We start from the raw sequence: 12835 nt of genomic DNA, 5'->3' as shown, positions 1-12835 counted from the left end.
GACCGTTATCCGCTGACCGCGGCTAGCGCCTCGGGCAGCGTGAAACGTCCCGCGTACAAGGCTTTTCCGACGATGGCGCCCTCGACCCCACGACCCGTCAGGGTGGCGATGGCCGTCAGATCCTCGATGCTCGACACGCCACCGGAGGCGATCACCGGGACGCCGCTGCGGTCGGCCACCTCGCCGAGCAGTTCCAGATTGGGTCCGGCCAGCGTGCCGTCCTTGGTCACATCGGTGACGACATAGCGTGAGCAGCCTTCGCGCTCAAGCCGTTCCAGCACCTCCCACAGGTCACCGCCGTCCGTCTCCCAGCCGCGTCCGCGCAGGCGGTAGGTGCCGCCTTCCAGTTGCACATCCAGTCCGACGGCCACCTTGTCGCCGTACTCGGCGATCGCCGCGGCGCACCAGGTGGGATTCTCCAGCGCGGCGGTGCCGATATTGACCCGAGCGCAGCCGGTGGCCAGGGCGGCCTTCAACGATTCGTCATCCCGGATACCGCCGGACAGCTCCACGGCGACATCGAGCTTGCCGACCACCTCGGCGAGCAGTTCACGGTTGGAGCCACGGCCGAAGGCGGCGTCCAGGTCCACCAGGTGGATCCACTCGGCACCGTCGCGCTGCCAGGCCAGCGCCGCGTCCAGCGCCGACCCGTAGTCGGTTTCGCTGCCGGCCTTGCCCTGCACCAGGCGCACCGCTTTGCCCCCGACCACGTCGACGGCCGGCAAAAGAATCAAACTCACAGTCCCTCAACCCAATTCGTCAGCAGCGCCGCACCCGCGTCACCGCTCTTCTCCGGATGAAATTGTGTCGCCGACAACGGGCCGTCCTCGACGGCCGCGATGAACGGCACATGGTGTGTCGCCCACGTGACCAGCGCCTCGGGCCGGCCCTGCCACTCCTGTGCGGCGTACGAATGCACGAAGTAGAAGCGGGTGCCGGCGTCCAGGCCCCGGAACAAGGTACTGCCCGCGGGTGCGTCGACCACATTCCAGCCCATGTGCGGCACCACGGGGGCATCGATGCGGGTGACCGAACCGGGCCACTGCCCGCATCCGGCGGACTCCACCCCGAACTCGACGCCACGGGCGAACAGGATCTGCATGCCCACACAGACCCCGAGCACCGGACGCCCCGCGGCCAGCCGCTTTTCGATGATCTGGTCGCCGCCGATACCGCGCAGCCCCACCATGCAGGCCTCGTATGCGCCGACCCCCGGCACCAGCAGACCGTCGGCCTCATAGGCCGCGGACGCATCCGAGGTCACCTCGACATCGGCACCGGTGCGCTGCACCGCGCGCTGCGCCGAACGCAGGTTGCCGGACCCGTAGTCCAGCACCACCACCTTTTTCTCGTTCACTCCCCGTCGCTCCGCTCGCCCATCGCCGTCACAGAGTGCCCTTGGTGGACGGCACCCCGCTGACGCGGGGGTCGTATTCGACGGCCTGGCGCAACGCCCGGGCGACCGCCTTGTACTCGGCCTCGGTGATGTGGTGCGGGTCGCGGCCGTAGAGGGTGCGCACGTGCAGGGCGATGCGGGCGTTGAAGGCCAGCGACTCGAACACGTGCCGGTTGATCACCGTGTGATACGGCGTGCTGGACCCGGCGATGGTGAATTCGACCATGTAATCGGGTTCGCCGGTGTGCACGAAGTACGGCCGGCCGGACACGTCGACTGCGGCGTGCGCCAGCGTCTCGTCCATCGGGATGTAGGCGTCCCCGAAGCGGCGGATGCCCTTCTTGTCACCGAGCGCCTGGCCGAGTGCCTGGCCGAGCACGATCGCGGTGTCCTCGACGGTGTGGTGGCCTTCGATCTCGACATCGCCCTTGGCGTGCACCGTCAGGTCGAAGCTGGCATGGCTGCCCAGCGCGGTCAACATATGGTCGAAGAACGGCACTCCGGTGTCGATGTCGACCTGCCCGGTGCCGTCGAGATCGATCTCGACGGTGATATCGGACTCCTTGGTCTTACGTTCGACCTTCGCGCGGCGGCTCATGAGGCTCCTTGTGGGGCTTCGGTTAACAGGGCTGTGCCGGACTCGGCGAGGTCGGCGCTCACATCGAGCAGGACGTCGTTCTCCTCGGCGAGGCCGATGGTGGCGCGCAGGTATCCGGGGAGGCCGACATCGCGGATGAGCACCCCGGCGTCCAGATAGCGCTGCCACGCCGCGGGCGCATCGGCGAACTCGCCGTAGAGCACGAAGTTGGCGTCGCTGGGGATCACCCGGAAGCCCATCTCGGACAGGCCTTTCGACACCCGGTCGCGTTCGGCGATGAGCAGTGCGACGCTGCCCAGGGTGTCCTCGGCGTGGCGCAGCGCGGCGCGGGCGGCGGCCTGGGTCAGCGAGGACAGGTGATACGGCAACCGGACCAGCAGCAGCGCCTCGATGACGGCGGGATCGGCGACCAGGTAGCCCAGCCGGCCGCCGGCGAAGGCGAACGCCTTGCTCATGGTGCGGGTGACGATGAGTTTGGCCGGGTACTGCGCGATCAACCCGATGGCACTGGGCTGGCTGGAGAACTCGCCGTACGCCTCGTCGACGATGACCACACCGGGGGCGACGTCGAGCAACTGGCGCAGTTCGTCGACCGTGATGCTCTGGCCCGACGGATTGTTCGGGCTGGCCAGGAACACCACGTCCGGACGGTATTCCTTGACCGCGGCGACCGCGACGGCGGTGTCGAGCCCGAAGTCGTCGGCACGGGCCGCCTGATGCCAGGTGGTCTGGGTGCCGTCGGAGATGATCGGGTGCATCGAGTAGGACGGGACGAATCCCAGTGCGCTGCGACCCGGACCGCCGAAAGCCTGCAGCAGCTGCTGCAGGATCTCGTTGGAACCATTTGCCGCCCACACGTTCTCGACGCCGACCCGGACCCCGGTCTGACCGGTCAGATAGGCCGCCAGTTCGGTCCGCAGGCCGACGGCATCGCGGTCGGGATAGCGGTGCAGATCCGACGCGGCGTCGCGTACCGAGGCCGCGACGTCGTCGATGAGTGCCTGGCTCGGCGGATGCGGGTTCTCATTGGTGTTGAGCCGCACCGGCACGTGCAACTGGGGTGCCCCGTACGGGGACTTGCCGCGCAGATTCTCCCGCAGCGGCAGGTCGTCCAGGGAGATACCGGATGTGCTCACTTCTCGAACCTCCGCCGCACAGCTTCGCCGTGCGCGGGCAGATTCTCCGCCTGCGACAGCGTGATCACATGACCTGACACATCTTTGAGCGCCGCCTCGTCGTACTCCACGACGTGGATCCCGCGCAGGAAGGTCTGCACCGACAGCCCGCTGGAATGCCGGGCGCAACCCGCGGTGGGCAGCACGTGATTGGAGCCGGCGCAGTAGTCCCCCAGGCTCACCGGAGACCATGCGCCGACGAAGATCGCTCCGGCCGAACGGATCCGGCCGGCCACCGCGGACGCGTCGACGGTCTGGATCTCCAGGTGCTCGGCGGCGTAGGCGTTGACCACCGTGACACCGGCATCGATATCGTCGACCAGCACGATCGCCGACTGCTTGCCGGTGAGGGCGGCAGTCACCCGTTCGCGGTGCACGGTCGTGCCGAGTTGATCGGCAACCTCAATATCCGCGGCGTCGGCCAGCGCCACGCTGTCGGTGACCAGCACGCTGGCGGCCATCTCGTCGTGTTCGGCCTGGCTGATCAGATCGGCGGCGATGTGCACCGGGTCGGCGGTGTGGTCGGCCAGGATGGCGATCTCGGTGGGGCCCGCCTCGGCGTCGATACCGACCTGTGAACGGCAGAGCCGCTTGGCGGCGGTGACGTAGATATTGCCCGGGCCGGTGATCATGTCCACCGGAGGGTGATCGGCGTCCCCGTATGCCAGCAGGGCGACGGCTTGGGCGCCGCCGACGGCCCAGACCTCGTCCACGCCGAGCAGGGCGGCGGCGGCCAGGATGGTCGGATGCGGCAGGCCGCCGAAGTCCGCCTGGGGCGGGCTGGCGATCACCAGCGAGTCCACCCCTGCGGCCTGTGCGGGCACCACGTTCATCACCACGCTGGACGGGTAGACGGCGTTGCCGCCCGGAACGTAGAGGCCGACGCGCTCCACCGGGACCCAGCGTTCGGTGACGGTGGCGCCCGGCGCGAGCGTGGTGGTGGTGTCGGTGCGGCGTTGGTCGGCGTGCACGGCCCGGGTGCGTTCGATGGCCACCTCGAGGGCGGCGCGGACATCGGCGGGCAACGTCGACAGCGCCGCGGCAATCTCCCCGACGGGCACCCGGACGGTCTCGGGGCGCACCCCGTCGAAGGAGGCCCCGTACTCCAGGGCCGCGACGGCACCGCGCTCGGCGACGTCGGAGACGATGGGCCGCACCTTGGGCAACACCGCATCGACATCGACACCACCGCGGGGCAGGACGGTCCGCAGCCGGGCCGCCGATAGCTCGGCGCCCCGCAGATCGATGCGGGCCATGAAGGGTTGCGGTGCACTCACGGGTCTATTGTCCCAGAGCAGGCCAAATCGAATTCGGGGAGCCGACATGTCCGCTGCGCAGTCTCGCGAGGAACATCCCAACAACGCACCGGGTGTGCCGATGCTGGTGCCGCCCGCGCTGGAGAACTTCCAGATCCGCTACATCAATCCGGTGATCGCACCGCTGGCGAAGCGGCTGCCGGGGTTCACCATCGTCAAGCATCGGGGCCGCAAATCCGGCACCCCGTACGAGACGACCGTCACCAGCTTCCGCAAGGGCAACACGCTGGCCATCGGCCTCATCCACGGCAAGACCAACTGGGTGAAGAACGTGCTCGCGGCCGGTGAAGCCGATGTGCACCTGTTCAGCGGTGACATCCACATCACCAACCCGCGGGTGCTCCCCGCGGGCACCGACGACCCGTCGCTGCCACGGATGGCCCGCATGGTCGCCCGCCGATCAGGTGTGTTCGTCGCTGATATCAACTGATATCAGCTGATATCGACTTGACCCCGGCTGCGAGACTGGAGCCATGACCTGGCAGGTATGGCTGGCGTTCCTGGGCGCCGCGATCGCGATCAGTCTGTCCCCCGGAGCGGGTGCGGTGCAGTCGATGGCGACCGGGATGACGCACGGCCTGCGTCGCGGCTACTGGAGCATCTTCGGCCTGGAGATCGGGCTGATGCTGCAGTTGGCGCTGGTGGCCGCGGGCCTGGGTGCGGTGGTCACGAGCTCGGTCATCGCGTTCACCGTGATCAAGTGGATCGGCGTCGGCTATCTGGCCTACCTCGCGATCAAGCAGTGGCGTACCGCCACCACCGACCTGCGCGAGCAGGTCGGAAAGTCGTTCGATGGCGGCCGCCTGGCCCTGACGGTCCGAGGCTTCCTGGTCAACGCCACCAACCCGAAGGGGCTGGTGTTCTTCCTTGCGGTGCTGCCGCAGTTCGTCGTGCCCACCGCCGCGTTGCTGCCGCAGTATCTGGCCATCGGGGCGACCATGATCATCGTCGACATCGTGGTGATGGGCCTCTATACCGGCCTGGCAGTGCGGTTGGTCGACTGGCTGCACACCCCGCGCCAACAGACGATCCTGAACCGGGTGTTCTCCGGGCTGTTCGCCACCGCGGCGGTGGTGCTGTCGTTCGTGCGCCGGGGTGTGACGGCCTAGAGCCCGGCGGGGACCGCCTTGCGCATTCTTGATCGATCTTTCTAGATCGCCGGTAGCATATCGACCATGCCCCGCCCCGACCGCAGCCGAGCCGCCCTGCTGGATACCGCGGCCGTGTTGTTCCGCAGGCAGGGATACTCGGCCACCGGCATCAACCAGATCCTGGAGGTGGCCGAGGTCCGGGCCGGTTCGCTGTATCACCACTTCCCCGACGGCAAGGCCGAACTGGCGGCCGCCGTGGTCGACAAGGCCGGCGGAGAGATCAGCGCCCTGCTGCGCACATTGCTGGCGACCGACGAACCGGCCGCCGACATCGTGGACCGCTGGATGGACGTGATGGCCGCCAATCTCAGCACCGATGCGCGCGACGGCTGCCCCATCGAACCGCTCGCCACCGAATCGGTGACGGCCAGCCCGGTCGTGCGGACGGCTTCGGCGAGGGCGTTCGGCAGCTGGATCACCGCGGTGGCCGACCGCCTGCGCGCCGACGGCTGGCCCTCGGCGCAGGCCGAGCAGACCGCGCGCACGATCATCGCGCTGATCGAGGGCGCCCTGCTGCTGTCCCGGGTGGCCGGCGAGCCCAGCGCGCTGCACGCCGCCAAGGCGGCGGCACGGGCACTGCTGGACCGCGACTAGGTCGTGCTCAGGTATCCAGGCCGATATCGAGCACCCGCACCGAGTGGGTGAGCGCCCCGACGGCCAGATAGTCCACCCCGGTGGCCGCGTAGGCGGTCGCCGACTCCAGTGACAAACCGCCCGAGGATTCGAGTTTCGTTGCCGGCGAACGACTGTCGCGGCGCTGCACGGCGATCTGGGTCTGCCACACCGGGAAGTTGTCCAGCAGCACCAACTCCACGTCGGCGCCCAACACATCGTCGAGCTGCTCCAGCGAGTCGACCTCGACCTCACACGGCAGATCGGGCGCGGCGGCCCGGACCGCGTGCAGCGCGGCCAGCACCGATCCGGCGGCGGCGACGTGATTGTCCTTGATGAGCGCGGCGTCACCGAGGCCCATCCGGTGGTTGACTCCCCCGCCGACCCGCACCGCGTACTTCTGCAGCGCACGTAGGCCGGGCAACGTCTTGCGGGTGTCGCGGATCCTGGCGCGGGTGCCCTCGACCGCGTCCACCCACCGCGCGGTGGCGGTCGCGATGCCGGAGAGATGGCAGACCAGGTTGAGCATGGTCCGTTCGGCGGTCAGCAGCCCCCGGGTGGGCGCGCTCAGGGTCAGCAGGGCCTGCCCGGCGGCCAGCCGGGTGCCGTCCTCGACGCGGTCCAGCACGGTGTAACCGTCGGGCCCCAGCACCTCGTCGAGCACCAGGAGCGCAAGATCGACCCCCGCGACGACGCCCGGCTCCCGGGTGGCCATCGACGCCACCGTGGTGGCGTCGGCGGCGACGGTCGCCGCCGTGGTGACATCGGCGCCGTAGCGCAGATCCTCGTCCAGACCACGGGCGATGACGGCCCGGGCTTCGGCGAGTTCGTCGGCCGATGGTTTCACCGCACACCTGCCGGTGTACTCACCGTGGGAAGTCCGGCGGCATCGACCCGGACGGTGACGCTCTTCGCCTGTGCCGCATCGGTTTCCGGATAGTCGGCGCGGTGGTGACAGCCCCGCGATTCGGCGCGTTCGGCGGCGGCCGCGGCCACCGCCCGTGCGGTCATGGTCAAGGCGACATCCTCGAAATCCGTGCGGTTGTCGACGGTGTGCGGCCGCGCGGTGGCCAGAATGCCGAGGAGCCGTTGCAGGCCGTCGGCATCGCGGACCACGGAGGCGTCCGTGCTCATCGCGCGCTGCAACTCGGCGCGGTCCAGCGCGGGCGCGCGGAAGGACTGCGAGACGCGCGCCAGTACCGGACCTGCACTGCCGGCGTGCGCGGCGGCGGCGGCGCCGGCACGCCCACCCACGACGAGCCCTTCCAGCAGGCTGTTGGACGCAAGCCGATTGGCGCCGTGCATTCCGGTGCGCGCCACCTCGCCGGCGGCGAACAGACCCGGCAGATCGGTACGGCCGTACACATCGGTGACGACGCCGCCGCAGCTGTAGTGGGCGCCGGGCACCACCGGGATGGGCTGACGGGCCGGGTCGACACCCGCGGCCAGGCAGGCCGCGGTGACCGTCGGAAACCTCTGTGCCACATCGGAAACCCGGGTGGCATCCAGGTACACGCAGGGGTCGCCGGTCGCCCGCAGCCGGGCATCGATGGCGGCCGCCACCACATCGCGTGGCGCCAGGTCACCCATCGGATGGACACCGGCGGTCACCGACTCGCCCCGACTGTCCACCAGGATCGCGCCCTCGCCACGGATCGCTTCGGTGATCAGCGGCCGGCGCCCGCCGGCCTGTCCGGGACCGGAGCCCGAATACAACATCGTCGGGTGGAACTGGATGAACTCCAGGTCGGCAACCGCCAGACCCGCCTGCAGGGCCAGCGCCACACCGTCGCCGGTGGAGCCGTCCGGGTTGGTGGTCGCCGCATAGAGGTGACCCAATCCGCCGGTGGCCAGGATGACCGACGGCGCATGCACGACGCCCGGCCCCTCGGCACTGTGCACCAGCACCCCGGTCACCTGATCGCCGTCGTGGCAGATCTGCAGTGCCACATGATTGCGCCGGATGTCCAGATGGGTGGCCGCGTGGTCGAGGGTGCGCTGCACCTCGGCCCCGGTGGCGTCACCACCGGCGTGGATGATCCGCCGGCGGGTGTGACCGCCTTCGCGGGTCAGTGCCCAACGGCCGGGCCGGGTCTCGTCGAAGTGCGCGCCCGCATCGACCAGATCCGCGACCGCGGTATAGCCGTCGGCCACGATGGAACGGACCGCGTCGACATCACAGAGCCCGCCACCGGCCGCCAGCGTGTCGGCGACATGGGCCTCGACGGAGTCCTCACCGTCGGGCAGCACCACCGCGATCCCGCCTTGGGCGTAGAACGTGGCGGTCTCGGCCACCTTGCTGAGCACGACGACCTTGCGACCGGCCCGCACCGCGGCGAGTGCGGCGGCCAGTCCGGCCACCCCGGTCCCGATGACGACGACATCGGCCCGCTGTTGCCAGTACCCGACTCCCCCGCAGCTGCTGTACCCCCGAGTCGCTGCGCTCCTGCCCCCAGGGACCGAGACCGCGGTCATTCTCCGCCGCCGGGCTGCCCGATCTCGATCATGCGCTGCACGCTGCGCTGCGCCAGCTTCGCCGTCTCGAGATCGACATGCACCTCGTCGGCGCCCTCGACCAGGCAACGCAGCAGCGCCGCGGGGGTGATCATCTTCATATAGGTGCACGAGGCCCGGTCGTTGACCGCGAGGAAGTCGACATCCGGTGCGGCCCTGCGCAGCTGGTGCAGCATGCCGACCTCGGTGGCGACCAGCACCTGGCGCGCCTTGGTCTCGCGAGCAGCGTCGAGCATGCCTCCGGTGGACAGGATCTTGACCCGCTCCTCGGGCACCGCGCCCTCACCGGCCAGGTACAACGCCGAGGTGGCACAACCGCATTCGGGGTGCACGAACAGCTCGGCGTCGGGGTGGCTGCGGGCCTGGTCGGCCAGTTCGTCACCGTTGATGCCGGCGTGCACATGGCATTCGCCGGCCCAGATGTGCAGGTTCTGGCGCCCGGTGACGCGGCGCACGTGCGCGCCGAGGAACTGGTCGGGGCAGAACAGCACGGTGCGATCCTCGGGTATGGAGGCCACCACCTCGACCGCGTTGGACGAGGTGCAGCAGATATCGGTGAGCGCCTTCACCGCAGCGGTGGTGTTGACGTACGAGACCACCACCGCATCCGGGAACTCGTCCTTCCAGGCGCGCAGCTCGTCGGCGGTGATCGAGTCCGCCAGCGAGCAGCCGGCCCGCTGGTCCGGAATCAACACCGACTTCTGCGGGGACAGGATCTTGGCGGTCTCGGCCATGAAGTGCACGCCGCAGAACACGATGGTGTCCTCGGGAGCCTCGGCCGCGATCCGGGACAGGGCCAGGGAGTCGCCGACGTGGTCGGCCACATCCTGGATCTCGGGTAGCTGGTAGTTGTGGGCCAGCACCGTCGCATTGCGCAGATCGGCAAGCCGGCGGATCTCGGCGGCCCACTGGCCGTCGCCCACGACGCCGGTGTAACCACCGGGCCCGTCCGCGATGCGCGAGGCGAGCACGCTGCCGTACGCCCCTGTGCGTGCCCCAGTGCGATCCAGGACCGTCATGGCAGTCTCCTTTTTGCCAACCGAGGTTTTCGACTTACAATCGAAAACATGTCACATAGTAGCACCGGCCACGAAGTACTTGCCGTCGTGTTCCAGGTGCGCCAGCTTTCCACCAAGAAACCGCAGCTCAGCGTGCTTTTATGGGAACGCGCCATGGATCCGCAACGAGGCGCATGGTCACTCCCGGGCGGACGGCTGCGACACGACGAAGACATGACGAGTTCAGTTCGACGTCAACTGGCCGAGAAGGTCGACCTGCGCGAACTCACCCATCTGGAGCAGTTGGCAGTGTTCTCCGATCCGCAACGGGTGCCCGGGGAACGCACCATCGCGTCGACCTTCCTGGGCCTGGTGCCCTCCCCCGCCACCCCGGAGCTACCGCCCGATACCCGCTGGCACCCGGTCTCCGCCCTGCCGCCGATGGCCTTCGACCACGGGCCCATGGTCACCAATGCGCACGCCCGGTTGAACGCCAAACTCAGCTATACCAATATCGGCTTCGCTTTGGCACCAAAGGAATTCGCGCTGTCTACGCTGCGCGACATCTACAGCGCCGCACTCGGGCACCCGGTGGACGCCACCAACCTGCAGCGGGTACTCGAGCGCCGCAACGTCATCACCAGGACCGGCACCACGGCACGTTCGGGCCGCAGCGGAGGACGTCCGGCGGCACTGTACCGCTTCACCGAGGCCCGGTACCGGGTCACCGACGAATTCGCGGCATTGCGGCCACCAGGGTGAGTCGGACTGGCTTCTTAGACGCTTCTTAAGCAAGAATGCCCGAATGGACTTTGGCAGCTCTGCCGCCGTATCGGACGCCGACTGGATCGGCGCCGCCCCGCACGAGGCGCTGGACCGCTCCGCCCGTCCGCAGTTACCCAAAGACGACCCCTTCTACGTCGCCCCCGCCGGCTTCCAACACGCCGCCCCAGGCACCGTGTTGCGCAGCCGCGAGGTCGAGCTGGCCTTCCTGGGACTGATCCCCCAGCAGGTCCGCGCCGTGCAGCTGCTCTACCGGACCACCGATATGAACGGCAATCCCGAGGCCGCCGCCACCACCGTGGTGATCCCCGCCGAGCGCGGCCCCGAACGCGTCTGCCCGGTGGTGTCTTACCAGTGCGCCATCGATGCGATCTCCTCGCGGTGTTTTCCCTCGTACGCGCTGCGCCGCCACGCCGTGGCACCCGGCGCGGTGCCGCAGTTCGAGATGCTGCTGGTCGCCGCGGCGATTGCCGAGGGCTGGGCGGTCTCCGTTCCCGACCACGAGGGTGTCAACGGCAGCTGGGGCACGCCGTACGAACCCGGCTACCGCATCCTCGACGGGCTGCGTGCGGCCATCAGCTCCGAGCAGCTGAGCCTCGCACCGGAAGCCCCCATCGGGTTGTGGGGCTACTCCGGGGGCGGTCTGGCCAGCGCCTGGGCCGCCGAGATGAGCGGAAGCTACGCACCCGAACTCAACATCGTCGGCGCGGTGCTCGGCTCGCCGGTCGGCGACCTGGGCCGGACCTTCCGCAAGCTCAACGGCACCTTCGCCTCGGCCCTGCCCGCGCTCGTCGTCGCCGCCCTGGCCGACGTGTACCCCGGCCTGCAGAGGGTCATCGCCGAGCACGCCAGCGAGAAAGGCCGCGCCCTGCTCGACCGGCTGCATCACATGACCACCGTCGAAGCCATCGTGCGGCTGTGGCGTACCGATATGGGCGACATGCTGGACCAGCCGCTCGAGCAGATCTTGTCCACGCCCGAGGTGCAGTATGTCTTCGACGACATCAAGCTCGGCGTCGCCGTGCCCACCCCGCCGGTGCTGATCATCCAGGCCGTGCACGACGAGATCATCTCGGTCGAGGGCATCGACGAACTCGCCGACACCTACGCCTCCGGCGGCGCGAAGGTCACCTATCACCGCGACATGTTCTGCGAGCACCTGCTGCTGCATCCGATGTCGGCGCCCATGGCGCTGCGCTGGCTGTCCGACCGCTTCGCCGGCCGCCCCCTCGGCGAGCACCTGCTGCGCACCAAGTGGCCCACGCTGTTCAACCCGTCGACCTACCGGGGCATGGCGCGGCTGGCGGTCATTACCGCGAAGGTACTGACCGGGCGACCGGTGCACCGGCTCCCGCTGTCGGTGCTCGACCGCTGACCGGTCAGGGCCGGCCGCGCTGCACCTCGGCCGGCGACGGCAGCTTCCAGTGCCGCCCCTGCTCGAGATCGAAGGACATCGGTTTGTAGCGCAGCAGACCGCTACCCGGGTACGGCGTGTACTCACCGAACCACACCTCACCGTCGACGGCGTACAGGTCGACCCGGACGAAATCCCAGTCCGCACCGAGCACGCCGGCGATCTCCATCATCTTGTCCAGCTCCACCGGCCGCTGTTCGTCGGCCACCGGCTGAATCCGCCAGCGCACCGGCAGCCGGCGCCAATCGGCATCCAGGAAGGTCGCGGTCTGCCGGGTCCCGAACCGACCACGGTTGACCTGGATCAGCTCGATCCGGCCCTCGAAGACGAAGAACTTGTAGTCCACCGGCGGGTGCCCGTCGGGAGTGGGGATGCGTTCCTCGAGCAGGAAGAGCGGACGGGCTTCGCTGTAACCCCACTCGCCCAGTTCCAGCGGTGTCTCCTCGAACCACTGCGCCGTCCGGGCCAGCAGGCCGTCCAGGCCGGTGCCGGGATCGGGCCCGAACAGTGCCTGACCGCTACTGTGATTGGGTTTGAGTACCCACGGCGGCAGCGTCGTCAGGTCGGGGGCGTCCCGCAGATCGGTACCCGACCAGTAGGTGGCCGGAATGCGCAGATCCGCACCCGGGTAGGCCTGCCGGGCCATCTCCTTCATCCACATCTTGTCGCAGGCCTTGACGATTCGGTCCCGCCGGTCGTGGAAGATCCGCCAATTCACCTTCTCGTTGAAGGTTTCCGGCTCGGTGAAGTCGCCGGGCCGGCGAATCATCATCAGATAGAGAGCGTGCCGCATCAGGCGAATGGGCACCATCGCGATCAGCCGCCGGCGCGCCGCCCGCAGCCACGGTGGCGTCGCCTTGTACTCCAGCAGTGGCATC

The 12835-nt window shown here is 68.9% G+C and carries 14 protein-coding genes; 5 read left to right on the top strand and 9 right to left on the bottom strand.

The features are described from left to right. Positions 1-5 precede the first annotated feature (5 nt). Genes priA through hisD form a run of 5 tightly spaced genes read right to left on the bottom strand, consistent with a single transcriptional unit; the run spans position 6 to position 4425 of the window. Entirely contained in the window at positions 6-740 is a 735-nt protein-coding gene (gene priA / locus FHU31_RS14965) for a bifunctional 1-(5-phosphoribosyl)-5-((5-phosphoribosylamino)methylideneamino)imidazole-4-carboxamide isomerase/phosphoribosylanthranilate isomerase PriA (RefSeq protein ID WP_090357859.1), read from the bottom strand. After that, a complete protein-coding gene (gene hisH, locus FHU31_RS14960) occupies positions 737-1357 on the bottom strand; it encodes an imidazole glycerol phosphate synthase subunit HisH (RefSeq protein WP_167159468.1) in 621 nt (206 codons plus the stop codon). Before hisH ends, priA begins: the two co-directional genes overlap by 4 nt. A gap of 28 nt (positions 1358-1385) precedes the next feature. Continuing rightward, entirely contained in the window at positions 1386-1994 is a 609-nt protein-coding gene (hisB, locus tag FHU31_RS14955) for an imidazoleglycerol-phosphate dehydratase HisB (RefSeq protein WP_167159466.1), read from the bottom strand. Next, positions 1991-3130: a histidinol-phosphate transaminase gene (locus tag FHU31_RS14950; protein ID WP_167159463.1), complete on the bottom strand. Its 1140-nt coding sequence runs from the start codon at positions 3128-3130 to the stop codon at positions 1991-1993. Before FHU31_RS14950 ends, hisB begins: the two co-directional genes overlap by 4 nt. Beyond that, positions 3127-4425, bottom strand: coding sequence for a histidinol dehydrogenase (hisD, locus tag FHU31_RS14945; protein ID WP_167161048.1), 1299 nt, complete (start codon positions 4423-4425; stop codon positions 3127-3129). Before hisD ends, FHU31_RS14950 begins: the two co-directional genes overlap by 4 nt. Before the next feature lie 67 nt (positions 4426-4492). Between hisD and FHU31_RS14940 the strand changes: the two genes are divergently transcribed. The 3 genes from FHU31_RS14940 to FHU31_RS14930 all read left to right on the top strand — a co-directional run bounded on the left by FHU31_RS14940 (position 4493) and on the right by FHU31_RS14930 (position 6230). Continuing rightward, positions 4493-4915, top strand: a complete 423-nt coding sequence (locus FHU31_RS14940; protein WP_167159461.1) for a nitroreductase family deazaflavin-dependent oxidoreductase — start codon at positions 4493-4495, stop codon at positions 4913-4915. A gap of 43 nt (positions 4916-4958) precedes the next feature. Continuing rightward, positions 4959-5594, top strand: a complete 636-nt coding sequence (locus tag FHU31_RS14935; protein ID WP_167159459.1) for a LysE family transporter — start codon at positions 4959-4961, stop codon at positions 5592-5594. A gap of 66 nt (positions 5595-5660) precedes the next feature. Further along, positions 5661-6230 (top strand): TetR/AcrR family transcriptional regulator, encoded by a 570-nt coding sequence (locus tag FHU31_RS14930; RefSeq protein ID WP_167159457.1) that lies wholly within the window; start codon positions 5661-5663, stop codon positions 6228-6230. 7 nt (positions 6231-6237) lie between these two features. Here FHU31_RS14930 and nadC read toward each other — a convergent pair whose 3' ends face one another. Genes nadC through nadA form a run of 3 tightly spaced genes read right to left on the bottom strand, consistent with a single transcriptional unit; the run spans position 6238 to position 9781 of the window. After that, a complete protein-coding gene (gene nadC, locus FHU31_RS14925; protein ID WP_167159455.1) occupies positions 6238-7095 on the bottom strand; it encodes a carboxylating nicotinate-nucleotide diphosphorylase in 858 nt (285 codons plus the stop codon). After that, complete coding sequence (locus tag FHU31_RS14920) at positions 7092-8723, bottom strand: L-aspartate oxidase (protein WP_167159453.1); 1632 nt, start codon at positions 8721-8723, stop codon at positions 7092-7094. Before FHU31_RS14920 ends, nadC begins: the two co-directional genes overlap by 4 nt. Beyond that, the gene (gene nadA / locus FHU31_RS14915; RefSeq protein WP_167159451.1) at positions 8720-9781 is read right to left on the bottom strand and encodes a quinolinate synthase NadA; all 1062 of its coding nucleotides are present in this window, start codon (positions 9779-9781) and stop codon (positions 8720-8722) included. The genes FHU31_RS14920 and nadA overlap by 4 nt, the downstream gene beginning before the upstream one ends. Positions 9782-9829: 48 nt before the next feature. On the opposite strand from nadA, the gene FHU31_RS14910 reads away from it, so the two are divergent. Continuing rightward, positions 9830-10522, top strand: a complete 693-nt coding sequence (locus FHU31_RS14910; protein ID WP_167159449.1) for an NUDIX hydrolase — start codon at positions 9830-9832, stop codon at positions 10520-10522. A gap of 43 nt (positions 10523-10565) precedes the next feature. Then, positions 10566-11918 (top strand): lipase family protein, encoded by a 1353-nt coding sequence (locus tag FHU31_RS14905; RefSeq protein WP_167159447.1) that lies wholly within the window; start codon positions 10566-10568, stop codon positions 11916-11918. Between the two features lie 4 nt (positions 11919-11922). On the opposite strand, the gene FHU31_RS14900 is transcribed toward FHU31_RS14905, so the two are convergent. Continuing rightward, positions 11923-12834: an ATP-grasp fold amidoligase family protein gene (locus FHU31_RS14900; RefSeq protein WP_167159445.1), complete on the bottom strand. Its 912-nt coding sequence runs from the start codon at positions 12832-12834 to the stop codon at positions 11923-11925. Between the last annotated feature and the right edge of the window lies 1 nt (position 12835).

The sequence above is a fragment of the Mycolicibacterium fluoranthenivorans genome (assembly GCF_011758805.1).
Classification (GTDB): Bacteria; Actinomycetota; Actinomycetes; order Mycobacteriales; family Mycobacteriaceae; genus Mycobacterium; species Mycobacterium fluoranthenivorans.
The sequence above is the reverse complement of the archived record's forward strand: the minus strand, read 5'-3'. Positions and strand labels throughout refer to the sequence as shown.

Coding starts and splice junctions, on each gene's coding strand:
- hisB (WP_167159466.1), bottom strand. CDS start 1,994: ATGAGCCGCCGCGCGAAGGTCGAACGTAAGACCAAGGAGTCCGATATC.
- hisD (WP_167161048.1), bottom strand. CDS start 4,425: ATGGCCCGCATCGATCTGCGGGGCGCCGAGCTATCGGCGGCCCGGCTG.
- FHU31_RS14940 (WP_167159461.1), top strand. CDS start 4,493: ATGTCCGCTGCGCAGTCTCGCGAGGAACATCCCAACAACGCACCGGGT.
- FHU31_RS14935 (WP_167159459.1), top strand. CDS start 4,959: ATGACCTGGCAGGTATGGCTGGCGTTCCTGGGCGCCGCGATCGCGATC.
- FHU31_RS14930 (WP_167159457.1), top strand. CDS start 5,661: ATGCCCCGCCCCGACCGCAGCCGAGCCGCCCTGCTGGATACCGCGGCC.
- FHU31_RS14920 (WP_167159453.1), bottom strand. CDS start 8,723: ATGACCGCGGTCTCGGTCCCTGGGGGCAGGAGCGCAGCGACTCGGGGG.
- nadA (WP_167159451.1), bottom strand. CDS start 9,781: ATGACGGTCCTGGATCGCACTGGGGCACGCACAGGGGCGTACGGCAGC.
- FHU31_RS14910 (WP_167159449.1), top strand. CDS start 9,830: ATGTCACATAGTAGCACCGGCCACGAAGTACTTGCCGTCGTGTTCCAG.
- FHU31_RS14905 (WP_167159447.1), top strand. CDS start 10,566: ATGGACTTTGGCAGCTCTGCCGCCGTATCGGACGCCGACTGGATCGGC.
- FHU31_RS14900 (WP_167159445.1), bottom strand. CDS start 12,834: ATGCCACTGCTGGAGTACAAGGCGACGCCACCGTGGCTGCGGGCGGCG.